At 66.7% G+C, this 26,089-nt stretch carries 12 protein-coding genes; all 12 read left to right on the forward strand.

Features of this window, described 5'->3' with window-relative positions:
- Window positions 1-10: 10 nt before the first annotated feature.
- On the forward strand, window positions 11-829 hold the full coding sequence (trpA, locus tag OG241_RS07680; RefSeq protein ID WP_405814473.1) for a tryptophan synthase subunit alpha: 819 nt from the start codon (window positions 11-13) through the stop codon (window positions 827-829).
- The gene (locus OG241_RS07685) at window positions 826-1,284 is read left to right on the forward strand and encodes an XF1762 family protein (RefSeq protein WP_405814474.1); all 459 of its coding nucleotides are present in this window, start codon (window positions 826-828) and stop codon (window positions 1,282-1,284) included. Before trpA ends, OG241_RS07685 begins: the two co-directional genes overlap by 4 nt.
- The gene (locus tag OG241_RS07690; RefSeq protein WP_405814475.1) at window positions 1,281-1,961 is read left to right on the forward strand and encodes a hypothetical protein; all 681 of its coding nucleotides are present in this window, start codon (window positions 1,281-1,283) and stop codon (window positions 1,959-1,961) included. Before OG241_RS07685 ends, OG241_RS07690 begins: the two co-directional genes overlap by 4 nt.
- Window positions 1,962-2,339: 378 nt before the next feature.
- Window positions 2,340-6,833 (forward strand): WD40 repeat domain-containing protein, encoded by a 4,494-nt coding sequence (locus OG241_RS07695; RefSeq protein WP_405814476.1) that lies wholly within the window; start codon window positions 2,340-2,342, stop codon window positions 6,831-6,833.
- The gene (locus OG241_RS07700; RefSeq protein WP_405814477.1) at window positions 6,830-7,720 is read left to right on the forward strand and encodes a hypothetical protein; all 891 of its coding nucleotides are present in this window, start codon (window positions 6,830-6,832) and stop codon (window positions 7,718-7,720) included. Before OG241_RS07695 ends, OG241_RS07700 begins: the two co-directional genes overlap by 4 nt.
- A 444-nt stretch (window positions 7,721-8,164) precedes the next feature.
- Window positions 8,165-11,407 carry a hypothetical protein gene (locus tag OG241_RS07705; protein ID WP_405814478.1) on the forward strand — a complete coding sequence of 1,081 codons (3,243 nt, stop codon included), beginning with the start codon at window positions 8,165-8,167 and terminating at the stop codon, window positions 11,405-11,407.
- Window positions 11,408-11,624: 217 nt separating this feature from the next.
- A complete protein-coding gene (locus OG241_RS07710) occupies window positions 11,625-14,192 on the forward strand; it encodes a CHAT domain-containing protein (RefSeq protein ID WP_405826094.1) in 2,568 nt (855 codons plus the stop codon).
- A 334-nt stretch (window positions 14,193-14,526) separates the two neighbouring features.
- Complete coding sequence (locus OG241_RS07715; protein WP_405814479.1) at window positions 14,527-15,147, forward strand: hypothetical protein; 621 nt, start codon at window positions 14,527-14,529, stop codon at window positions 15,145-15,147.
- Window positions 15,148-15,348: 201 nt separating this feature from the next.
- Entirely contained in the window at window positions 15,349-15,537 is a 189-nt protein-coding gene (locus tag OG241_RS07720; RefSeq protein ID WP_328689715.1) for a hypothetical protein, read from the forward strand.
- A 38-nt stretch (window positions 15,538-15,575) separates the two neighbouring features.
- Window positions 15,576-18,602 (forward strand): AAA family ATPase, encoded by a 3,027-nt coding sequence (locus tag OG241_RS07725; RefSeq protein ID WP_405814481.1) that lies wholly within the window; start codon window positions 15,576-15,578, stop codon window positions 18,600-18,602.
- 142 nt (window positions 18,603-18,744) lie between these two features.
- On the forward strand, window positions 18,745-20,817 hold the full coding sequence (locus tag OG241_RS07730; RefSeq protein WP_405814482.1) for a hypothetical protein: 2,073 nt from the start codon (window positions 18,745-18,747) through the stop codon (window positions 20,815-20,817).
- Window positions 20,818-20,953: 136 nt separating this feature from the next.
- Window positions 20,954-26,083 carry a type IV secretory system conjugative DNA transfer family protein gene (locus tag OG241_RS07735; RefSeq protein WP_405814483.1) on the forward strand — a complete coding sequence of 1,710 codons (5,130 nt, stop codon included), beginning with the start codon at window positions 20,954-20,956 and terminating at the stop codon, window positions 26,081-26,083.
- Window positions 26,084-26,089 lie beyond the last annotated feature (6 nt).

A 26,089-nucleotide genomic window follows, 5' to 3' on the forward strand; every position in this document is an offset into this window, starting at 1 on the left:
GGGACCCCGCATGACTCGCACCGCCCCCGACCGTCTCGCCGCCGCGCTCTCGCACCCCCAGCCCGCCCTCGGGGCCTTCTCGGTGGCGGGCTATCCGGATCTCCGCAGCAGCGTGGACGCCTTCGCCTCCTTTGCGGAAAGCGGTGCGGCGATGCTGGAAGTGGGTGTGCCAGTGGCGGATCCCTGGCTCGACGGTCCGGCCATCGCAGCAGCGCATAGTTGTGCTCTTCGTGCTGGTGATGGCATCGGAGTCACGCGGGAAACGGTGCGGCGCGTCTCTGCTCGATGTGACACGCCTGTGGTCGTCATGAGCTATTGGACGACGATCCAATCTCTTGGTCCGCAGCGAATGGCCGATGAGCTGGCCGCCGGCGGTGCTGCGGGGTGCTTCGTGCCGGACGTTCCGCCGGAACGCGTTGAGGCGTGGGTGGCGGCAGCGGCGGAGGCCGGAATCAGCGCCCCGCTCCTCGCCAATCGTGATGCGTCGTATGCCGAGTTGGGCGACATATGCCGAGCCGCAACGGGGTTCGTCTATGTGCCCGCGGCCGCTGACCAGCAGACGGGATACGCGGCTGGGATTGATCTGGACGGTCTCGCTGCTTTCGTTCAAGCCGTCCAGCAATTTGCTCCGTCGACCCCGATCCTGACCGGCATCGGAGTCTCCACGCCTGAGCTTGCCTCCGCCATCGTGGGGCGCGTAGACGTTTCTGGCGTCGTGATCGGCTCACCTCTCGTCCGCTCTCTACGCAGTGGCGCAGAGAGCTTCCACCAAACGGCGGCCCTGGTCGAGGAGTTCGTGGCTGCGCTCGCCGTCGGCGGTGCCGCATGACCCTTCGTCTGGTGCCTGTTCGCCTCCGTGAGGCTGCGGCATTCGCCCAGGACCGGCACCGTCATCACGCACCTCCCCCGGGACAGATCTTCGCGATTTTCGCCGCCGACGAGGAGGGAGTTCTGCGAGCTGTCGCGATCGTGGGGCGTCCTGTCGCTCGCCACCTGGACGACGGAGCCACTCTCGAAGTCACACGCACATGCAGTGACGGAGCCCGGAACGCGAATTCGCTCTTGTACGGCGCCGCGCGGCGGGCGGCGAAAGCCTTGGCCTGCACCCGCTTGATCACCTACACCCAGGACGTGGCGAGCGGTGCACGTCCGCGTGGAGCCAATCGGCGGGCAGCCGCCCATCGTGCCCCTCGCCGCAGGTGGCACACGCCGTCTCGTCCACGGCTCACCCGTGGCACGGAGTGCGTCGCCCGCACTCTGTGGGAGGCGGTGGACGCCTCATGAACTGGTATGAGGTAGGCCGCCTGCTCAAACTTCTGGTCACCGACTCCGGCTTCGAGGTCGGCAATCCGCTTCTCTGCGAACCGGAGAATCTACGCCGACGCCGTGGTGGTCGGCTCCGCCGTGATCCGGTCCATGCACGCCCGGCCGTCCGCACCCGCTGTCGCGGCCGCGGAGACGGCCGCAGCCGTCGCGGCCGGAGTCCGCCGCAGCCGCAGGCCACCGGCCTGAACCTCAACCACTTCCACCGCACGCAACACACCGCACAGAACACCGTCGCCGTTCCCGGAAGGAACCTCAGCATGTCCCCATCCACACGCCTCGCCCACCTGCGTCCGCTGGCGCTCACGGCCCTAAGCGCCGCCGCGGCGCTCGCCCTCGGCGCGTGCGACGCAGGCTCGGACACCAGCAGCGCCGGCAGCCCTACGCCGAGCGCGAGCCGCACCCCCGCCCCCAAGGGAGCGATCAGCAAGGCGGCCGCCCAGCAGGTGGTCGACCACTTCCAGGCCGTGAACAATGCCGCAAATGCCGCACGGGACGCCAAGCTGCTGGGCACCGTAGAAGCAGGGGGTCCCTACGCCCAGGACCAGGGCGTTTACAAGCAGTGTGTAGGTTCGCAATTCGGATGTCCCCTTCTCATTGACGGTTGCCCTTGTCTGGCCCATGGGACACCGATGTGAGACGAACGCTCGTGTGTGCATTGAAGCTGACGCTCGCTGACGCATGCCAGGCGCTCGACCTCAGACCAGCGAACCCTCATAGCGGACGGGCGGATGCATGCCGGTCCAACGGTCGTTGTCGGTCTGGGCGGCCGACGACAGCGAGGCGGCGTTGCAGGATCGCCCTGATAGTCGCTGCCTGGGCCGCCACGGTGGATGCCGTATCAGATGCTGGTCGGCACCCTAATGTCAGAGAACGCGCTTACCAGGGCAGCGCGACATGATTATCTTCAACGCGTGGACGTCGAGGTGGACGGACGAAGGGACAGGGCCGGGGTGATGCGAGGTACAGCGGGGGATGTGCCCTCTTCAGGGAAAGCAGACGAGGCGCGGAATGCGGTGCTGTCTTTGGGTATCGCGCTGGCGCGCGCCGAGGACGGCGGTTCGCCAAGGTTCGGCCTGGACCTTTTGGAGAAGGCTCCTTATCACGCGGAAAAGGTCGCGGAGGCCCTGGGGAAGTTTCAGTACGAACCGTACTCGGCCGAGGGGTCGGACAAGGCGGCTGACTACGGGGACGTGGTCGAGCAGGCAGTGGTCGACGAGGACGTCGATGTGCTGGTGGTTCACATCGTCGGCCACGGCGTATTGGCCGAGGGCAGCAGCGAGAAGCTGTATGTCCTGGACAGCAACGGGAAACGTCTGAGCCGACCGGTGGGAGCCTGGATCGACCGGATCGAGGACCATGAGAGGGATGAAGACCATCAAGAGCCCCGGCAGCCGGTGACGCTGTTCGTCCTCGACGTCTGTTATGCCGGTGAGGTCGCCGTGACGTCCTGGCACGCGCGGATGGACGTCGCCAAACGCAGGGCATGGGTGCTGGCGGCCACCGGTCCCAGGGACCAGGCGTTCGGTTACCGGCTGAGCCGGGCCCTGGTGAGCGTCCTCGGGAAGTACACGGCCGAGGAAGTCCGCTTCCATCCCTCCGTGCGGTACATCCCGCCGAGCACCGTGTGGCAGGAGATCGAACGCGCGGTGAACGACCTGACCACGCAGGACAAAGGTCTGCCGCAGACGATCCTCACCAGCCTCGTTCCCAGCCACGCCGATCTCTCCCATCTCCCTTTCTTCCCCAACCCCTGCTTCGATCCGGCCTACCGCGCGGGCATCGCCATGGTTGCCGGGCTGCCCAGCGAGATCGCCCAGCTGGCGGACTGGGCCTCGGACCCGTCCCACTTCATGCTGCGGGCCGGCGGTACCGAGCCGGTGGACCGCGACTGGGACGAGAGCTACTTCTCCGGCCGCGCCGAGGAACTAAACGACCTGTCCGTCTGGCTCGATAATGAGGCTGCAGCCCCGGGTTTGCGTGTCGTCACCGGTAAGCCCGGTGCGGGGAAGTCAGCCTTGCTGGGCGTCCTGGTCTGCGCCGCACACCCGGCACTGCGCCCACACACCAAGCCGTTGTGGCGCAGCCTGGGCTATCGGGCTCCGGGTGAGAACGACAGGATCGCGGTGGTCCATGCGCGCCAGCTGGGCGTCAAGCAAATCTTCTCTTCGCTTGCCCGCCAGCTACGTCACATCAGTGACCCCGGCAGCGGGTTGTCCGGTCCTGACGGGGAGAGTGAAGGGTCGGCCTCGAACGAGGTGGATCATCTTCTGAGCCTGCTGCCGGGTGACGGGCGCCCGGTCACCGTGATCGTCGACGCGCTCGACGAGGCGGTCCGGCCCCAGGACATCATCACCGAGCTTGTGCTCCCGCTCGCGCAGCGTGCCCAGATGCCGGGAGGCGGGCTGCGGCTGCTTGTCGGCACACGTGATGACGAGCGGTTCCGCAGCCTCCTGGACCTCGCCCGTGACGAGGACGCGTGCACGGACCTCAGCGCCATCGCCCCGGAAACGGTCTGCCGGGACGTTACCGAGTACGTCAGTCGGCTCCTCGCGGCTGACGGCCCGTATGCCCTCGGTGTCCGGCGAGCGGCCCGCGAGGCGCTGGCGCGGGCCATCGCCGTAAGGCTCACCGGAGCAGGCGGCGGGGACGGGTCGGCCGGGGACATCGAGGCCCTCCAGTGGGGGGAGTTCCTGACCGCAGGTCTCTACGTGCACTACCTCCTGGCTGCCGAGGAGCCCCGCGAGACCCCCGAAACGGCCGCCGAACTGGGCCGTTCTGTCCCTCGTAGCCTGCCCGCACTCATGGAACTGGACCTTCGACGCCACACCGGCCAGCCTCTCGTGCACGCCGTGCTGACCGCTCTGGCTTTCGCCCAGGGCAGGGGCATGCCCGAGCACGTCCTCGCCCACACTGCCGCGGCCTTCATCACCGTCCCGACGGAGGACAGCCCTCTTCCTCTCCAGGAGATTTACACGCTCTTGGACCAGGAAGCGCGCTTTTACCTGCGCCGCGACGTGGACGAGGACGGCACTACCCTCTACCGGCTCTTCCATGAAGGTCTCGCCGAATGGCTCCGGCACAACCCACCCCACAGCCAGCCACCGCGGCAGGATCCGCGCACCATCGACTGGAACGAACTCCGCCCCACTGAACGGCGGATAGTGGACGGCGGTGTGCCCAGTGACGGTGCGGGTCAGAAACAACGGAGTCTCCGCGCCGCGGAACGACTTTACGAGCGCCTCCTGAACAGTGTGCCTCGTGACGGCGCGGGCCGGCGGCTGTGGCATCTGGCCGTCCCCTACCTGTGGCGGCACACCGCCCAGCACGCTCTCGACGCCGGGCACCTGGATGACCTCCTCCAGGACAGCGGCTTCCTTGTGCACGCGGACCCGCACACCCTAGTGGACACCCTGGCCCACGCCAGATCGGAGCAGGCCAGACTCAACGCCGCCGTGTACCGGGCGTCCTGGGGAGTCCACCAGGCTCTGCCGCCAGCCGCGCGCCGCCAACTCCTGGCCCTGGATGCGGCACGCTACCGCAACGAGCGCCTGCAGGCCGATTTGCCCGGCGACACCGATTGGCGCGTGCGATGGGCGACAGGAAGCCAGGTCTCGACAGCGCTGGTCCGTACCCTCACCGGCCACACCGGCCGACTCAATTCGGTGGCAGTGGTGGAGCTGGAGGGCCGCCCCCACGCCGTCACCGCCGGCGACCCGCCGGTGCGGGTGTGGGACCTGACCACCGGGGAGCAGACTCGCCAACTGGCCGGCCACACCGGCCGGGTCTGGTCGGTGGCAGTGGTGGAGTTGGAGGGTCGGCCCCACGCCGTCACCGCCGGCCACGACGGGGCGATGCGGGTGTGGGACCTCACCACCGGAGAGCAGACCCGCCAACTGACCGGCCACACCGACGCAGTCCATTCAGTGGCGGTGGTGGAGTTGGTGGGCCGCCCCCACGCCGTCACCGCCGGCGAGGGACCGGTGCGGGTGTGGGACTTGACCACCGGAGACCAGATCCCTCAACTCATCGGCCACACCAGCCGGGTTGATGCGGTGGTGGTGGTGAATCTGGAGAGCGTCCCTCACGCCCTCTCCCTCGCTGCCAGCTACGACGGGACGGTGCGGGTATGGGCCCTCACCACCGGAGACCAGACCCACCAACTGACCACCCGTGGCAGCCGGGTTGATGCGGCGGCAGTGGTGGATCTGGAGGGCAGCCCTCACGCCCTCTCCCTCGCTGACAGCTACGACGGGACGGTGCGGGTGTGGGACCTCACCACCGGAGACCAGACCCGCCAACTCATCCGCCACACCAGCTGGGTCTATTCGGTGGCAGTGGTGGAGCTGGAAGGCCGTCCCCGCGCCCTTTCAGCCGGCGAGGACGGGGCGGTGCGGGTGTGGGACCTGACCACCGGGGAGCAGACCCGCCAACTGACCGGCCACACCGGCCCGGTCTATTCCGTGGCGGTTGCGCAATTGGAGGGCCGGCCCCACGCCGTCACCGCCGGCCACGACGAGTCGGTGCGGGTATGGGACCTCACCACCGGAGACCAGACCCCTCAAAACATCGGCCACGCCGGCGTGGTCTCTTCCGTGGCGGTGGTGGAGCTGGAGGGCCGCCCCCACGCCCTTTCTGCCGGCTACGACGGGGCGGTGCGGGTGTGGGACCTGGCCACCGGAGAGCAGAGCCGCCAACTGACCGGCCACACCGAATCGGCCCGTTCGGTGGTGGTTGCACAGTTGGAGGGCCGCCCCCACGCCCTTTCTGCCGGCTTCGACGGGGCAGTGCGGGTGTGGGACCTGACTACCGGAGAGCAGACCCGCCAACTGACCGCCCAACTGATGGCCGGCCACACCGAATCGCTCTCTACCGAATCGATCAATTCGGTAGCAGTGGTGGAGCTGGAGGGCCGCCCCCACGCCCTTTCTGCCGGCTACGACAAGGTGGTGCGGGTGTGGGACCTGACTACCGGAGAGCAGACCCGCCAACTGACGACCGGCCACACCAACGCGGTCTATTCAGTGGTGGTTGCGCAGTTGGATGGCCGCCCCCACGCCATCACCAATGGCGGCGATGGGTTGGTGCGGGTGTGGGACCTCACCACCGGAGCCCGGGCCCCGCAAGACATCGGCAACCTGGACTGGGTCCATTCAGTGGCGGTGGCGGAGCTGGAAGGCCGCGCCCACGCCGTCACCGGCGCCGGCGACGGATCGGTGCGGGTATGGGACCTGACCACCGGAGACCAGATCCACCAACTCATCGGCCACACCGACAGGGTCCTGTCTGTAGTGGTGGAGGAGCTGGAGGGCCGCCCTCATGCCTTCACCGCCAGCAGCGACAGGTCGGTTCGGGTGTGGGACCTGACCACCGGATCCTGTTTCGCCGCATATCACCTCCCTTCCGTATCGAACGCCGTAGCCGCCACTGCCGACGGCACCGTTGTTCTCGGTGCCGGCCACGACGTGGTCGCCCTCAGCCTCGCCCCTCTCAGCCGGAGGCTTCAATGACCAGCCCCGTCGCCGCACCCCTTCGTGTCGTCGCAGTACACGGCGTGGGCAACAGCCTCGGCTCCGACGTGTCCGGCACCCGCCTCGAAGAATTGCGCACCCTCAAGGCCGGCGCCTGGACACGGCACCTGACCAGCGGTCTCGGCATAGACTCGAACCATATTGATCTGGACTTCGCGTACTACGCGGACAAGCTCGCCACCGGTCCGGCAGCCCAAGGGACAGAGAACCCTGACCTGCTGGACGACCCACTGGCACAGGAGATGCTCACCGCATGGGCGCGGGAGCTGGGGGTTCCCGAGGAGGTGTCGCAGGGCCACGCCACGTTGCCCCTGCGAGCACTGGCATCCTGGGTGGCCCGGAAGTTCGACCTCGCCGAAGGACCACTGCGCGTGTTCATCCGACTTCTGTTCCGCGAGGTAGCCGCTTACCTGCGAGCCGAGGACGCCCCAGAACGCATAGCGGCGCGCGACGAGGTGGCCCTGCGGATCGCCCGGCACGCGCCGCGCATCGTCATCGCGCACTCGCTGGGCTCCGTCGTCGCCTACGAAGCCCTGCACGCCCACCCGGACCTGCAACCCGAGCTGTTCCTCACCCTGGGCTCTCCCCTGGCACTCCCCCGCGCCGTCTTCGAACGCCTCATCCCTGCACCGCAGGGCGCCGGCCCGGCACCGCGGGGAACATGCCCACCCGGCGCAACGCGATGGGTCAACATCGCCGACCCCGGTGACCCCGTGGCCATCCCTCCCCAACTAGGCCGATTTTTCGACGGGATCGCCCTCGACCACACCACCGTCATCAATCACCTGTTCGGCTTCCATCACGCCGACAACTACCTGCGATCCGCGACCACCGCCGCTACCATCGCGCCCTACCTCGAAGTGTGATCCGCCGTTAGATTTACCCTCCCGCCGGCCGCGACGGTAAGAGCGAGGGTGGCCGCGCCGGTGGCTGGCGATTGAGCAGCCATGGCCTTCTGCGCTTCTCGATGCCGGGCGAAGCAAGAGCATGATGGACCGGCCAGCCATTGGCATGCCTGGCTTTGAATGATCTCGTGTGCGGACACGAGTGTGACGTCTATGGTCGGTGCTGGGAACTGGTCACGACAGGGGGAATTGGGCGTACGGATGGGGGAGACAGCTGGGGTAGCGGCTAGTGGGCGCCACGCTGGCGGTCCGGGACGGCGTGTCGTGCTGGCCCTCGGAATGCCGCTAACGCGTAGTGCGGATGGCTCGTCCCCCAGGGCGGACCTTGATCCGCTGGACAGTGCGCCTGCCCACGCCCGGCGCGTCGCCCAGGCACTGTCCGGGTTTGAATACGAGGAGTTTCCGGTGCAGTCGGAGCATGCCGACTGCGAGCAGCTGATTGAGAGTCTGGTAACCGCGTCGGACATCGCAGTCTTGATCGTGCATGTCGTAGGGCACGGCGAACTGGCAGAAGATAGCAGCGAGAAGCTGTACATCCTCGGCCCCGACGGGGAGCCTCTTCGGGATCCTGTCAGTGGCTGGATCGGGTGGATCGAGGATCACCCCAAGCGCCACCGTCCCGTCACCCTGTTCATCCTGGACGTCTGCTGCGCGGGCGAGGCCGCTGTCACCGCTTGGCACGCCCGGATGGACGTGGCCAAGCGTCGAGCATGGGTCCTCGCCGCAACGGGACCGCGACATAAGGCGTTCGGCTACCGGCTCAGCCGAGCACTGATCCAAGTCCTCGGTCGCTACCTTCGTGGTGAGTTACGGATCGATTCATCGGTTCGGTACATCCCGGCGAACACCCTTTGGAAGGAGGTTGAAGCAACCGTACGCGAGCTCGTGGCCGAGGAGGAGGGCCTGCCGCAGAGTGTCCTGACGAGTCTGGTGCCCAGCCACGCCGACCTCTCAACTCTGCCGTTCTTTCCCAACCCGGGCTTCGCCGAGACTGCCCCAGAGGAGCGGCTGCCAACGGAAATCGGCCGTCTGGCCGACCTGGCGGTGGACCCCCTGCACTTCATGCGCCGTGCCAGCGGCGCAGAGCCTGTCCAACGGGACTGGCGCGAGGGATACTTCAGCGGACGCAAGCAAGACCTGATGCAACTCTCGAGCTGGCTGGACGACGAGCATGCCGCTCCGGCCCTGTGCGTCGTCACCGGCAAGCCGGGGGCCGGAAAATCGGCCCTGCTCGGCATGCTGATCTGCGCCGCGCATCCGGGGCTACGTGAATACACCAAGCCGCTTTGGAGCGGCCTGGCCGACACGGTTCCGGGAACGAACGACCGGCTGCTCGTCATCCACGCGCGCCACATGGCGCTGAACGACATGGTGCGGGCCTTGTCCGAGCAGGTACGCCACATTGCGGCCTTGCCGCCCGAACCGTCACCGGCGGGTCCGGTTCCTGGCCAGGATTCGGCAGGTTCCCTTTTCACGCTGTTGCAGGAAAGCCAACAGCAGTCGGAACGCCCCATCACAATCATCATCGATGCCCTCGACGAGTCGAACGAGCCCGAAACGATCACTCAGTTACTGCTCTACCCCCTGGCCCGCAGGTACAGGGGGCTCGTTCGGCTGTTGATCGCTACACGCAAAGACCCGAGGGTCAGCGGCCTGCTCACCGCACGTAGCGGGTACGAGTGCCTCGATCTCGATACCACTGTTCCGGAAGCACTTCGTGACGACCTGATCGTCTACGTGAAGCGTTTGTTGGCCGCGGCTGGTCCTTACACCACTGGCCCCATGGGACACGCTCGCAGCGCTCTGGCGGAAGCGATCGCTAAACGACTGGCCGACGACGCCGACGAGCAGGATGGCCGTGTGCCGGAGTACCTACGGCTGGGGGAGTTTCTCACCGCGGGTATCTACGTGAACTTCATGCTGTCCAGCACTCAGCACAGCTCCGTGATCGAAGAAGCAGCGCGGATCGGCCATGACGCCCCGCGTAGCCTCCCCGACCTGGTGGAGATGGACCTCCAGCGTCACGGTGACCAGCCCCTTCTTCGGGTCGTACTGACTGCACTGGCCTTCGCGCAGGGGCGGGGCATGCCAGAGCGCGTACTGGCTGACGCCGTGGCCTTCGACCCCACCGGCCAAGGCCGCCAGGTGCCGTTCGAGACCCTGTACCACCTCCTTGACAACGAGGCACGCCTCTACCTCAGCCGAAGCGTGGACGAGGACGGCACCACCCTCTACCGCCTCTTCCACCAGGGCGTGTCCGACTGGTGGCGTGAGTCCGCGAGCCACGAAGACCGGCAACAGCTGTACCGAGGTCTTGTCGCGTCAGTGCCGCGCGACGAGGAGGATCGGCCGCTGTGGCGTCTCGCCGCGCCGTATTTGCAGCGTCACCTGCCGCAGCATGCCGCCGACGCAGGCTGCCTGGACCAGGTCTTCGAAGACGGCGACTACCTCGTGTTTGGCGATCCGTCCGTCCTCCTTGAGCTGCTGCCGCATGCTATGGGGTCCGTGCGATCACAAGCCGAGGCGAACGCAGCGGCCTATGAAGGCGCCTTCGTTGAACGAACCTCCATGCCCCTCGATACCCGCCGCCAACTCTTGGCAATGAGCGCCGCATTCCGTAAGAACGGACCGCTGCAGACGACGCTCGAGCGCTCCACGGACTGGACGGTGCGCTGGGCGGTTCCTGCCAGTTCGCCTCCGACCGCCCTGTCGGCCTTCACGGCACAGGGCCGCCCGTACGCCGTCACCGGTAACGACCTGGGCTACATCGAAGTCTGGGACGCACTCAGCGGAAAGGCCCTGGACTTTTCGGAGGAAGACCCGAGCGAAGCGCGGATGGCAGCAGAGGTTCAAGCCCTCACTTTGATCGATTCCGAGGGCTGCCCCCAGATTGTCACGGGAGGCTACGGCGGTATGCAGATATGGAATCCGCTGACCGGCGAACTGGTCCGCGAACTGCCGGGCCACGTCGGATCCGCCACCACCATGACGGCTGTACAGCTCGCCGATCGCAGTCGCCTTCTCGTCGGAGGCTACGGAGGCTTCAGCGTGTGGGACGTGGCCGCCGGCATACAGACCGCAGAGCTCGTCGCCCATGGAGCGTGGGTCGATGCTCTGGCAGCCACGCATATGCACGGCCGCCCCTACGTCGTCGCCGGCGCTGATAACGGGCGTATCCAGGTATGGGACTTGAGCGCCGGAACCGTTTTCCACGACCTCACCGGTCACGTCGGCTGGGTTAAGGCGGCGGCGGTCACCCATCTTGACGGGCATCCCTACGCCGTCTCAGCCGGAGAAGGGGGCATCGTGTATCTCTGGGATCTGATCACCGGATACTGCAGAGGGGAGCTGACCGATCACCAAGGCGATGCCGTTACTGACCTCACAGTGGTCGACCTGCCTGGGCAACCCCATGTAGTGACCGGCCACATATCGGGCCGCACAGTGTTCTGGAACCTGGCCACCGGGACATGCAGCGCAACATTCCATCTACCCTCGGCCGTCACAGCCGTGGCCATGAGTTCTGACGGCGCAATCCTCGTGACGTCCGCAGACGGCATAGCTGCCATCACCCTCGATGTCCTCACCGGCAAGAATGCAGGCCGCGACATGCTCGGCAAACCGCGAGGCTCTGCGCCGTGGCAATGACTGGAGACCTGCCATCGCTGGTAGCACCGGGAGACGGCCTGCGTGGCGTCTGGAGTTGCGCACCATGGCCGAAGCAGCAAACCTGCGGGAGGCTGTCGTCTGGGGAAGGATGGCGTGAGTGGACGATGAGCCCGACAGATATGCGCACGTATTCACGCGTCACTACGGGCGGTAGCCAGTGACAGCGGGAAGCGACTCGGTTCTCGAACTGCTGCCGATGGTGTTCGCCGCCCCGAACGAGGCGCGGGCGAGGGCGGAAGAGGTACTCGACGCCGATCCGCCGCCATTGGATGCCTCCGTCGCCCACCAGGTAATCGGCGTCTGGCAGCGGGACTGGGGCGACATGCGGCTCGCCCTGAGCCATCTGCGGCGCGCGCGAGACCTCGCCGCGCGCGCCGACTCGTCCGACAGGGAGGCGGACGTCCTCGCCACGCTCGGCGTGGCGCTGGTGCACGAGGGTCGCACCGAGCAGGGCCTCGTGGCGCTCGAGCAAGGTGTCGCGCGCGGCACTGGACACACTCGCGCGCGCGTACTGTTCCGGCGGGCCTACGCCTGGTGGGTGCTCGGCCATCATCGCGAGGCGCTGGAGGACGTACGCCGGGCGATACCGGTACTGCGGCAGGCGGACGACGTAATCTGGACGGCGCGGGCGCTGACTCTGCGTGCCACCGTGCATCTGGCGCTGGGAGCGGTGGAGCGGGCGGACGCCGACTTCACGGCGGCGGAGGCCCTGTGGGACACCACGGGCCAGGAGCACGACAAGGCCGACGCGGTGGAGAGTCGGGGGCTCGCCGCGTTCCGGTCGGGCGACATTCCGGCGGCGCTGCGGCTGCTGGACGAGGCCGAGGAGCGGTACGCCAAGCTCGGCACGCCGACGTTCATGCTCAACATCCGCCGCTGCGAGGTGCTGATGGCCGCCGGGCTAGCGCCCGAGGCGCTGGCCGAGGCCGACGCGGCGATCGCCGTGCTCGACGGCATCAGCGGGCAGCCCACCCGCAAGGCCGAACTACTGCTCGCCGCCGCGCGCGCCGCCCGGCGGGCGGGGGACGCGCACACTGCGATCGCGCGCGCGGATCTCGCCGTGCGGCTGTTCGCGGGGCAGCGGCGCACTTGGTGGGAGACACATGCACGGCTGGTGCTGATCGAGGCACGGGTGGCCGCCGGGCGCAGTTCGGGCCGGCTTGTGGCCGACACGGCGGCGGTCGCCGACCGGCTAGCCCTCTTCGGCGCGCCGGCCGCGCCGGAGGCGTCACTACTCGCGGCCCGGATCGCGCTCGGGCTCGGTTTGACGGCGGACGCCGAGCGGCATCTGGCCGTCGCCGCCCGCAGCCGGCGCAGCGGGCCGCCACTGGCGCGGATGACCGGCTGGGCGGCGAAGGCGTTGCAGGCCCGGGCCGCCGGTTCCGGCGAGGGCGTCCTGGACGCCTGCCGTCGTGGCATGGACGCCCTCGATGACTACCGGGCGGTACTCGGAGCATCGGAGCTGCGCGCCACCGCTATCGCGCAAGGCGCGGAACTGGCCGCGCTCGCCCAGCAGGCCAGCCTCGACTCCGACAATCCACACAGTCTGCTGGAGTGGAGTGAGCGCTGGCGGGCTACGGTGCTCTCCGCACCACCGATCCGCCCACCAGCCGACCCAGAGCTGCAGAGCCACCTGACTGCCTTTCGAGAGATCGCAGCCCGCGCGGAGGCGGCCCGCATGGAGGCTCGTCCCGTTCCGACCCTGGAGCGCGAACAGCGGCGACTGTTGCGGGAGATCCGCTCCCGGACCCGCGAGCTACGGGCTGACACACTCGGCGACGGCCATCGCTTCACCCCCGACAGACTGTTGTCCGAACTGGGCGACAATACATATCTGGTGGAATTCCTCGTGCTCGACGGACGGATCCAGCTCCTCCTATGCGGGCAGGGGCGAGTGCGGCGGTACGAGGCCGGGCTGCTCGCCGAGGCGGAGACCGAGGCCGAGCACGTCCAGACCGGGCTTCGGCGGCTGGCCCACCCCGGCGCGGAGGCGCGGCTGCCGGTGGTGGAGGCCGCGGGGCGGCGGCTGGAGGAGCTGCTGCTCGGCCCGGCTGCCGCGCAGCTGGGCGACGGCCCGGTCGTGGTCGTACCGCCGGCCAGGCTGCACCGCGTGCCATGGGCGCTGCTGCCGTCGCTGCGGGAGAGGGTGCTCAGCGTGTCGGCGTCGGCGAGCAGTTGGCTGCGCGCACGGGAGACCGAGCCGCCGCCGGCCGTCCGCCACGTGCTGGTGCGCGGGCCGGGGTTGGCGACGGGCGGCGCGGAGGTGCCCCATCTGGCCGGGCAGTACGGCGGTGCCGTCGTCCTGGAGCACGCGGACGCGCGTGTGCCCCGTGTGCTGGAGGAGCTGGACGGAGCGGCTCTGGCTCATATCGCGGCGCACAGCACGTACCGTGCGGACAGTCCCCTGTTCTCGTCGCTGCGGATGGCCGACGGGCCACTGATCATCCACGACTTCGAACGCCTGGACCGCAGCCCCTACCAGATCATCCTCTCCTGCAGCGACACCGCCCGCTTCGCCTCCGTCGGTGCCGACGAACTGCTCGGCCTGGTCACCGCGCTGCTGCCGCTGGGCACGGCAGGGGTGGTCGCCTGCACGGCACCCGTCAACGACGCCGCCGTGGTCCCGCTGATGCTCACGCTGCACAAGGCCCTGAGCGAGGGGCTCTCCCTGGCGGAGGCCCTGCGTGACGCCCGGGCGGCACAGCCAGGCGACGCGCTGCACCAGGCTACGGGGTGGGCATTCTCGGCGTTCGGGGCGGCCTGACCGCACGCCAGAAGCTCTCGGACGACAGAGCACTCGCCTACCTGCAATTCACGCCCGCCGCGCGCCGGACAGCGTAAGAGCAGCACACGGGACAAGATCGTGAGACAGAAGTGCCGTGTCCCCTAAGTGAGACAGCCGGGAACACCGAGGCCGTCACACCGGAAAGGGGCATTCCGTTTGGGAACCTACACAGTGGAAGACGTGGACGGCGAAGAAGCAGAAGACCTACTCACGCCCGTTCACGTACGAGAACCGCCAGTACATCATCCCGGCCGCACCCGCCACGTGGTTCGCCATAACGGCCACCTCCTCCGGCGGCGACAAGTCCCGCGGCGTGTTCGTCTTCGACAAGGCGAGCGGCGGCCCGTACAAGATGTCCGGGGCGGTCTGGCTGGGCAAGAAGACCACACTGCCCAAGATCGCCGTCGACCAGCACGGGCTGGCCGAGAGCGTCGACCCCACACAGCAGGTCGGTGCGCTGACTCCGAACCAGCTCCGCACCGCGTACGAGGACCTGTGGGAAACCGGAGGAGCGCAGGAGGGCAAGAAGCTGGCCTCCACCGCGGAGACCAAGGAAGCCATCAACAGCTACCGGCACTACAAGGCACACGGCACCGGCAAGGACGACCAGACCGGGAAGAACATCGCGGACAGCTGGTTCGTCGCCGCAGAGCCGGCCTCCAGCACGGTGTACGCGCTGCGGCTGGCCAACGGCGGAGTCCTTGTTGTCGCCGGGACCGCGCACACCCAGAAGACGGTGGTCAAGCCCCAGTACCCCAACGGCTACCTCCATGCGGGCGAGGCACAGATCGCCCTCGGCGCCGACGGGAGTGGCGAGATCTACGCGATCAACGACACGTACCAGGGGCAGCTCCTGGCCGCACTCACCCCGCAGAGCGCGCAGGTGATCGACGGCGAGTGGGAGCAAGTGGGCTCCGCGAGCACCCAGCGGTAGCGACGCGGCGGGCACGCCGCCCTCCTCTGTTCCGTCCCGGGCCACTTGACTCACTACACACAGGAGCTGTTTTGCACGCACGGCGGGCCGCGTCACAGCTACCCGTCGGCGCCGGCATCAGGCGAGCCGGGACCGCGGTTCAACCCAGTGGTGCGTGTGCGCCGGCCGCAGACTCGGCAGCCGGCCGCTCTCGCTCCTGGGTTGATCACCTCCGCGGACACACCGAAGGCTTCACCCTCGTTCGGCGCGGACCTGGTCGGACGCATGGGCGCGTTGATGGGCAAGGCCGGCGCGGAGGGGAGCAACAAGGCCCCCGTCAGCGAGCGCTTCAACTACCAGTTCGAGCAGCCCCAGACGCCGGAGGGCAGCGAGTCCGAATACGGCGGGTGAGCGACTCGCGACCAGTGCACGGAACGAAAGGCCCCGGAGTGGACTCCGGGGCCTTTCGAATTACCCATTCAATGCCCTATCGAATGCAACTCGTGATAGGATTCCGGCTGATTTCCCAGTTGAATCTTCAGTCCAGTCGAGAGGTATTGCGCGGCATGTTTCACGAAGCACAGCTCGATGGGCGCTACCCACTCCTTTCCAAGCTCTCGGAGCCGCTGAAGAAGGCTGAGCGCGACATCGTCGGCCGTGAGCGCGAGACGATGCAGCTGCTGGCCTCGATGAGCCGTCCCGAGCTGTGCAATGCGCTGCTGCTGGCCGAGGCCGGAACGGGTAAGACCGCATTGGTCCAGGCCACGATGCTCGTGGATCCGGATCGCCTCTATCTCGAAGTGGACCCGGCGCGCATGATCTCCGAGGCGGGCAACGCCGAGAACATGGCCGCGATACTCAAGGGCTTCTTCGGCGAGGCCGAGGGTTTCGTCAAGGACGAGAAGCACGAACTGGTGCTCTTCATCGACGAGTTCCACCAGATCATGCAGCTCTCCGACGCCGCCGTCGAGGCGATCAAGCCGGTCCTCGCAGCTTCGGGAACCCGAGGTATCAGGATCATCGCGGCGACGACCTACGAGGAGTTCCACAAGCACATCTCGCCGAACCAGCCGCTCGTCGAGCGTCTGCAGCGCATCAACCTCAACCCGCCGGACCAGGCGACGACCATCAAGATCCTGCAGGGCATGGCCGAACGGTACGGGGTGGCCGACGAGTTCTACGACGACCACGTCTTTCGGCAGATCTACGAGTACACCCAGCGTTACATGCCGGCCAGCGCCCAGCCGCGCAAGTCGATCCTCGTGCTCGACTCCATGGTCGGCTGGCATCGCCTGACGCGCCGGCCGATGGACCGGGACCTGCTCTCGGACGTGCTCATGGAGTCGCTGAACGTGAACGTCGCATTCCGGGTCGACGGCGCGAAGATCAAGAAGCAGCTGGACGAGAAGGTGTTCAGCCAGGACTGGGCGACCGGCGCGGTGGCGCGTCGTCTGCAGTTGTCGGTGGCGGACCTCAACGACAAGGGAAAGCCGATGGCGAGCCTGCTGTTCACGGGCTCCACCGGTGTGGGGAAATTCTGCATCGACTCGACGCGGGTTCCTGTCTACTCGAGCGACGGCGAGACCACCTGGAAGCTGCACGGCGACCTGGTCCCGGGCGACAGAGTGTTCGGTCGCCAAGGTCGCCCGGTCGAGGTGCTCGGACACTTCCCGCAGGGCATGCAGGACGTCTACCGGGTCACGCTCTGGGACGGCCGGACTCTCGACGTGGGAGGACCGCACTTGTGGACGGTCTACACAGCCAAGCAGCGGGCGAGGAAGCATGCGGGCAAGGACATCGTGCCGATGGTTCTGAGCACGCAGGAAATGGTCGAGCGTGGCGTTGTGCGGACCTACCCCGGCGGCTCTCGGGAGGATCTGAAGTTCTTCATCCCGGCGAACGGACCGGTGCACTGGCCGGAGCAGGACTTCGACGTCGACCCGTATGTGTTGGGCGTCCTCATCGGCAACGGGTGCCTGACTGAGACGCAGCTGACGCTCTCGTCTGGCGGGGACGACGCCGACCACACCGTGTGGACGGTGGGCGAATGGCTGGGATCGGCACCGAAGTCTTACGGGCACAACTACAGCTGGGTCTTTCCTGTCGGCGTTGGCCCGGTGGACGACCGCCGCGATTCGCTGTTCCAGACGAAGGACGTGCTTGCCCCGGTTCCCGATCTGATCGGTGCGCGATCGGCGGAGCGCCGTATCCCGGAGAGGTACAAACACGGATCGGTACAGCAGCGGTGGGCACTGGTGCGGGGCCTTTTCGACACTGACGGATCGATCGGCGGCTCGAACGACCGCTTCAACGTCTCGTACTCGACGTTCTCCAAGGGGCTCGCGGAGGACCTCAGGGAGGTGCTGTTCTCGCTCGGCGTCTCGAACACGGTCACATCGTGGACACGCACGAAGGAGGGCGGGCGCGAACTGGTCGAGTACGGCGTGCACGTGAAGGTCGGCAACGAGGATAAGGCCCGGTTCTTCTCCCTCCCCCGCAAGCGCGAGATCGCACGGCGGGCGGTCATCGTGACCTCGGGTCGTCAGCGCGTGAAGAAGTTCGACATGGTCGGCATCGCGTCGATCGAGAAGCTGCCGGAGCAGCAGAGCTCGTCGTGTATCTGCGTCAACGACGAGGAGCACCTCTACCAGGCTGGTCAGTTCGTGGTCACGCACAACACGGAGCTCGCGAAGCAGCTGGCGCGACTGCTGTTCGGCGATGACCAGCGGCACCTCATCCGGTTCGACATGACGGAGTACGCCGAGGACTCGTCGTTCGCGGCGTTCCGTTCTGAGCTCACCAAGCGCGTGTGGGACCTCTCCCACGCCGTACTGCTTTTCGACGAGGTCGAGAAGGCCTCGGCGATGGTGACACGCGTGCTGCTGCAGGTGCTCGACGACGGCCGGCTCAACGACGACAACAACCGCGAGGTGAGCTTCCTCAACACCTACATCGTGCTCACGACGAACGCCGGCTCGGAGATCTACAAGGACATCGCGCAGTACGCCGCCGACGACACGGGGTCGGGCAAGCAGCTGATGGAGTACGAGAAGCTCATCCGTCGCTCCATCTCCTCGACCACGGGCGACAACCGGTTTCCGCCCGAGCTGCTGAGCCGTATCGACGCGATCGTGCCCTTCCAGCCGCTGTCGCTGCCGACGCAGCAAAAGATCGTGCGGAAGAAGCTGCGCCAGATGGTGCAGGAGGTGTTCGTCAAGCACAACGTGCGCATCGACGTCGATGCGAGGGTCCTGCAGTACCTCATCGAGGACAAGGGCGACACCGACTCTGATGCCGGCGGTGCGCGTGCGGCTGTGGCGAAGCTGACCGACGAGGTCACCACCTCGGTGGCGACCTTCCTCAACGAGCACCCCTCGCAGCGACGGATCCGCATCGACGTCGTCGGCGACCTGGTCAGCGATGACAAGAATCTGCTGAGTTCCGACGCCAACATCGAGGTCAGCGCGGTGCGATGAGCCGGTCGAGGACAGCGGGAACTAGTTGACTCGTGAGTCAATGACCCCATCATTCCCTATAGTTGCCCACTCCGATAAGACGACGATAGGATACTCATAAACCAGGTGACTTGTGTTTTGTTAGCGAAGGGGTCGCGCATCAATGGGCATTCTGGGGACGGCAGCGGCCAGCCAGAAGAAGGAGCGGAAGAAGAAGCCCGACGAGCTTCTGGCCTCCGTGGTGAGAGAGACGGCGATCCCGGCGGCGGTCGAGCTGCTGCGGGCGAACACGCAGTTCGTCTTTCCCAGCGGTACGGCCTGGGTGATGCTCGTGCTCGCAGCCGACTCGATCGGCGGCTTGAGCAAGCGGCACGGCCGGGACGAGGCGAAGGGCTCGATCATCGAGCTCATCAGCTCCGACCAGATCCGTACGGTGGCCACGGCGGAGATGCTCGAAGAGGAGGTCTTCGGCATCATCCCCACCGACGAGACTCTCGCGCGCATGGAGGAGTACTCGCTGCTCACCGGTGCCACCTACGCCTGGGCCGTCGTGTGGCAGGAGCCCAGCGGTGATCTGCTCGTCGATCTGGTGAAGGACGCGACCTTCGCGCAGGCGCGCTTTGTCGCTGCGGGTACCACGAGCCTCGCAGAAGCCGTGGGCAAGGAGGCGTGGGAAGGGCACAGCGGCCTGGTCGCCGAGGTGGGGACCACTGGCCCTGTCACCGCGGTCCGCGGAGAGGACGAGGGGGATGCGATCTTCGACGAGATCCTCGGTGACGAGGGGGCTGACGAGGGTCTGGACGACGAGCCGCTCTTCAGCGACGTCGTCAACGACGAGGGAGGGGCGGACGCACCCTTGTTCCAGGAGGACGTCGCAGGTATCGACGACGCGGGCACCGCTCCGGTCGAGTGGGCGCCGGACGACGACGGCGACGAGGTGGCCGGCTACGAGGGCTTCGACGAGACCGACGCCGGGTACGGCATCGAGGGCGACTACCAGGAGGCCGGCGACACTGTGCTGCTGGCCGATCAGGCCCAGGTGCGCGGCGTCATCGCCCGCCGGTTCCTCTCCGAGGAGCTGGACCTGGACGTCCGGCTCGATGAGTTCAACGCGACCTTCGCCATCGGCGCGCCGGTCGTGCAGATCGCTGTGCCCGAGGGCGCGACGGAGTGGCTCGGGGACCAGGTCGCCCAGCTCAATCGGCAGGCCAACGCCGACCTGACGCGGCTGCGTTCCGCGCACGAGGATGAGCTGCGTGCGCTCTACGTCAACCTTATGTCGGCGCACACCGAGCAGGTCATCCGCGATGTGGCCACCGACCGCGCGGGCTCCCGGTACAAGCTGCTGAAGGACGCCGCCGAGGCCGAGCACCAGCAGCGGCAGACGGAGAAGGATGAGAAGGTCCGGGCCCGGCGGGCGGAGATCGCCAAGGACTACGAGTCGCAGGCCGCCAAGGTGGCCCAGCAGGCGGCGCTCTCGGCGGAACTGCAGTACAAGGAGCGCAACCGCCCGAAGATGGAGCGCGAGCAGATCGACTCCGTCGCCGGGATCGAGCGGGACGTCGAGGACACCCACGCGCACAACCAGCAGGAAATCCTGCGGGTCCGGCGTTCGGACGCGACGCTGAAGATGCAGACCGGGCAGACGCGGATCTTCGAGGTGCTGGCCGAACGGCAGTCGGAGTACCTGGGGGCCGAGGAAGAGCGCCTGAACCAGTGGAAGTCCGAGATCCAGCGGATCGTCGATGACAACCGCAAGGCCGACATCGCCCAGTCCGAGGCGCTGGCCGAGCACCTGCGGACCACGGACGAGATCGGCGTCCTGCGCCGGGCGCAGCAGGACCTCCTGGAGTCGGTGCGCTCTGAGCATGCCGACCGGATCCGCCGGATGGAGGACGAGCTCGAACGCAACCGCAAGGACGCCATCACGCAGATGACGGCTCGGGACGCCGAGTGGCAGCACAACCTCGATCTGGAGAAGGAGAAGACCAACTCCCAGGCGGCGCGGGCCACCGACCTGCTCCGGCAGCTGTCGACGGTCGAGGATTCAGTGGCCAGGCGGTACGAGGCACGCCTGACGGAGGTGCGGGTCGACAAGGAGTCCTACGCCAACGAGCTGGCGCGGGCCTCCGAGATGCAGAGCCGCTCGAACAAGATCCTCGTCGTCATGATCATCACGCTCTCGCTCCTGATGGGCGCGGCCGGCTTCATCGTCGGGGTGGTCTTGACCCGTTGAGCGATCCGGTCATGACCGACGGGGTGATCTGACGGCGCATGGGGCGCGTTCCCCGTGCGCCGTCGTCGTCTGCGCAGGCAGACGCGCTGGACAGCAGGACTGCAGAACAAGCGAGGCTCGAGAGTGAGGAATCACGATGGCCACGAACAGGCGGAAGGCGGCACGGCCGAAGGCGAGCAGCTGGGACAAGATCTCGGCGCGGACACCCGGTGAAACGCTGACGAACCGAGACGTCCACGACAACCAGCAGCTGGACCGCAGCACGTTCCTGACCCTGAGGTCGACCAGACCGGGCATCGTCATCGCGGTGATGACCGGCGTGCTGGTGACGATCGTCGCCTGGGTCTTCTACTCGCTCATCGCCACGGCGGTGCTCTCGGTGGGCGTGTCCGTGGGTCCGGGTGTGTCCGGCAGCGGCAGCAGCACCAGCAAGCCGAGCGTGTACTACGTCCAGGACACCACGACGGGCGCTGGCGGCTCGGTCGTGAAGTGTTACCGGCCCCTGACCAAGGACGGCAACCCGGACGTGAAGGCGAAGTGCTACCACAGCGCTGAGGCTGTTCCGGTCCCCAGCTGGTACACCGCGGCGAAGGACGGCAAGCCCGGCGCCAAGAAACCGGCTGCCAAGAAGAGTGCGACGACGGTCGGCGAGCAGCTGGCCGGCGTCTCGGGGTTCAAGCTTTTCATCACGCTCGGCTCGGGTCTGATGGTCGCCCTCATTGTCGGCACGTGGTTCTCGCGGAAGGTCGCCGCGGCGAACCTGATGAACACCACGAGCGACATCAACCAGTACCACAACGACCAGCACATCTCCCTGCCGGAAGAGATCCAGCAGAACTACGACTGGTTCCCCGACGCCGGCGCTCACTCAAGCGTGCAGGTCAGCTCGATGCTCAGCCACATGATGCTCAAGAAGAAGGGCCTGGGCACCGTCGAGGTCGCCCAGCGCGCCAAGAAGGACGTCATCGACGAGGAGGGGAAATTCGTCTACTCCGCCGGCGAGGTCATGGACGACGACGAGGGCAATCCGCTGACGCAGACCCTGCCGATCATCGACGAAGACTTCGGCGACGAGCTGTTCGAGGCATCCGGGATCCCCGATGACAAGATGCTGCGGCAGAAGTACGACACCACGCGGATCCCGTACAACCCTGACGGCAAGAACCGGGACAAGCTCGGCTTCGAGTCGGACACGTACAAGACCGTCGCTGACCTGATCACGGAGGACTGGACGTTCCCGGTGTACGAGGTCCAGCGCCCGGCCGGGGCGTACGTGGTCGATACCGCGCCGGTGAACACCATGGTGCTGGCCATCACCCGAGCCGGTAAGGGCCAGACGTACATCGAGCCGGTCATCGACATGTGGTCGCGGGAGAAGAAGCCCTCGAACATGGTCATCAACGACCCCAAGGGCGAGTTGTTGGTGAAGAACTACGTTCCCCTGGTCACACGCGGGTTCGAGCCGGTGCAGTTCAACCTGATCAACTCCATGAAGACCGACATCTACAACCCCCTGGGGCTGGCAGCCGACGCGGCGCGTGAGGGCAATTTCACCAAGTGCGCGCTGTACGTGGAGAACATCGCCGGGATCTTCTTTCCGCTCGACGGCGGCGAGGACCCGGTCTGGCCCAACGCCGCCAACAACGCCTTCAAGCGCGCGGCCTACGGACTCATCGACTTCTACCTGGAGGAGGAACGGGAGCTGCGCAGCGCCGCAGCCGTGCTGAATATGGACCCGGCGCTGCTGGAGCAGAAGCTCGATGACCTCTGGGGCAAGGGCACGCTCTACAACTGCTACCAGCTCTTCGTGCAGATGAGCTCGAAGAAGATCAAGAACCCTGAGGCCGAGCTGGAGAAGCGGGTCAAGGCCGGCGAGTTCGAGAACAACGAGGACGCCCTGGCCGAGGAGCAGGAGAAGGCGGCGGCCCAGGCCTTCATGTGGGAGGGCAAGGCCGATCAGGACATGCTCAGCCTGTACTTCAACGCGAGCGAGGAGCTGCCCCGCAACAACATGCGCACGCTGGTGGGCAACGCCCACAACGCGCTGCGCTCGATGGCCGGCGCGGAGAAGATGCTGGCCTCGGTGTACGGCATCGCGATCACCGCCATGTCGTTCTTCACCGACCCCACGATCTCGACGCTGACCTCGGGCAAGCCCTCGCAGAACACCGACCTGGCCGGCCTGAGCTTCCCGCGTCGCCTCGGCGTGCGCTTCGCGCCGAACTACGTCAAGCGCGACCACCTCGTCGGTCAGCAGGCCGTGTGGTCGGCCTACGCGGACCCGATGTTCGCCGAGAACCTGGGGGAGGACTTCGAGCACGAGGAGATCGTCGGCCGCGAGGGTTGGGCCCGGTACAACTTCAAGGGCACGTTCCCCGGCGACGAAGCCTGGCTCAAGCTGGAGCTGGTCAACCCGCAGACGAAGATGCTGGTGCGGACCTTCTACTTCAGCTTCACGAAGAACTATCAGGTCTCGCTCAACGGCCGGTACTACGTGGTTGAGCCGGTGACGGGCAAGAAGATCGTGAAAAACGGCGTGATGCGTGAGCTGAAGCCGGTGCGTGAGGGCGGCACCCGGGACGGGAAGATCCTGTCCTTCCAGTCCGGGGACACGCTGTACCCGGACACGCGGCTCGACTTCTCCGGCGGCGGCAACCCGGAGAAAGTCTCGTATCAGGCACGGGCGATCACGCAGACACTGTCGCGCTACTCGGAGTCCCCGAAGGCGCTGTTCCTGGTGACTCCGCCTCATCTGATGAAGTACGCGAAGCTGATCCTGATCCTGGTCAAGCAGCTGTTCGACGTGAGTGCCGACCAGGCGTACATGACGAAGTCGAACCAGAAGCCGCTCTACCGCACGCGGTTCATGCTCGATGAGCTCGGCAACCTGCAGTCGGAGGGCAAGGGCATCGACGGCTTCGAGACGATGCTCTCCATCGGCCTGGGCCAGGAGCAGCAGTTCACGCTCATCCTGCAGACTCTGCAGCAGCTGCGCGACGTCTACGGAGAGAGCGTCGACAAGATCGTCCAGGGAAATTGCCTCGCGCTCGACGCCAAGATCGCCACGCCGGACGGATGGACGACGATGGAGAAGATCCAGCCTGGTGACGAGCTGATGACCCCGTTCGGCACGGTCACGACTGTGACCGCGAAGTACCCAGTCAAGATTCGTCCGGTCTACCGGCTCAAGCTGCGCGACGGGTCCACGGTGGAGGCATGCCCTGATCACCTGTGGCCGGTCGAGCGCCGGAAGTCCAGCATCAAATACCTCGGCGGCAAGGACGAGAACGGCAAGCGGCTCTACGTCGGCGGTGCCGGCGGCAAGACGATGGCGCGGGTTACCGAGATCATCAGCACCGAGGAGCTCAAGTCTCGCGTCGAGAAGGGTCGCCAGGTCGACCTGATTGCGATCGACCCGGTCGCCTACCCGGAGATGGACTTCCCGATCGACCCGTACGTCTTGGGCGCGATCCTGGGTGATGGTCACATCAACCCGGAGGGGACGGTTTCCTTCTACAGCCGCGACCTGGAGATCGTGGACGAGATCCGTCGTCGGGGATACGACATCGTCGAGCAGGCCGTCGCGGACGGCCTGTGCCCCACGTACCGGATCAACGGGCTTCGGAAGCTCATGCGCGAGTTCGACATCGCCGGCAAGCGCTCGTGGGAGAAGTCGGTCCCGGAGGCGTACCTTCGTGGCTCGGTCGCGCAGCGCACCGACCTGCTCCGGGGGCTGATGGACACCGACGGCACGATCAGCGCCAAGGGTGAGATGGAGTTCACCTCTGCGAGCCGTGAGCTCGCCGAGGGTGTGCAGACCCTGATCCGTTCGCTCGGTGGTCGCGTGGCAATCAATGTCAGGACGAACATCACGTACACGGCCCCGAACCAGAGCGAACCCAAGGCGGCTCGGGACGCTTACCGCGTGCAGAACATTCGCCTGCCCAAGATCAACCCGTTCGCGCTGCCCCGCAAGGCGGAGCGCTGGCGGGACCCTACACGCGGATTCAATCGTGTCGTCAGCGTCGAGTACGTGCGGGACGACGAGGTGCAGTGCATCCGGGTGGCCGACGAGCGGCATCTCTACCTCACCGACGACTTCATCCCGACGCACAACACCTCGAACATCGTCTTCCTCAAGTCCACGGACGATTCGATGATCGAGACGCTGGAGAAGATGAGCGGCAAGACACACCGGTCGTACCGGGACAGCAAGCAGATCAGCCAGGATCTCGACAAGGTCATCGGCGGCAAGACCGAGGGCCGGGTCTCCTACACGATGAACACCAAGGAGGAGCCGCTGATCAGCTACAACGACATGGCCTTCCTCTCGCCGCGCAACTCGATCGTCTTCCGGGCCGGCGACGCGCCGATCTGGAACCGCAACCAGACGATCCTGCCGATGTCGTTCCGGCTGCTGGGGAACACGATCAACCACCCGGGGCACACCTACTCGCTGCAGACGATCCCGACGCTGTCCAGCGCCATGGACTTCGACGTGCGGATGAATCAGCCGGACTTCGTGAAGATGCTGGAGAAGCGCATGCGGCAGGCGGTCAAGGCCGCGGCCGCGAAGGCGCAGTACAAGGAGATCTACGGCTACCAGGAGGTCGACATCGAGCGCCTGGACCCGGATGTCTACGCCGACGAGGTCATGGAAGTCATCACGACGATGACCACGGTCGACGAGGGCCAGGACCCCAACGCTCCGGTGGTCGTCGACCCCGACGCGTACGAGGGGATGAGCATGTTCGACGAGGACCAGTTCATCGAGAACGTCGAGGTCGGGGTTGCGGTCGCCGAGAGTCAGGCGGTCAGCGCCGAGCGGCAGCGTCTGCTCTACGCCGAGGGGACGATCAGCAAGGAGATGCTGGTCAACCCCGACGGTTCGGCGAAGGTCAAGAGCCTGGACATCGAGATCGGTGAGGCCTACAAGTCGGCGCAGACCGAGTTGGAACAGGATCGCGAGCACTTCTCGGTCGGCGGCGACGGCGAGCTGCGCAGCGCCGACGGGTCTCAGACGTACATCAGCCAGATCCGCTCGGACGCGTACGCCAATGCGGCCCGCCGGATCAACGGCCACGTGAACGACGAGGCCTCGCGAATGTTCGCGGATCAGGACGTCACCGAGGAGGACCTGAAGTCACTGGCGACGGTGAAGGTCCACTCGGCCTTCTACCAGTACCTGGCCTCACTGCCGAGCTGGGAGGTGCTGGCCGACGGCCGGTTCGACCGGGCCATGGCCATCGAGATGAACTCGAAGTAGCCGACG

Origin of the sequence: Streptomyces sp. NBC_01390 (genome assembly GCF_045040105.1) — a bacterium.
GTDB lineage: Bacteria > Actinomycetota > Actinomycetes > Streptomycetales > Streptomycetaceae > Streptomyces.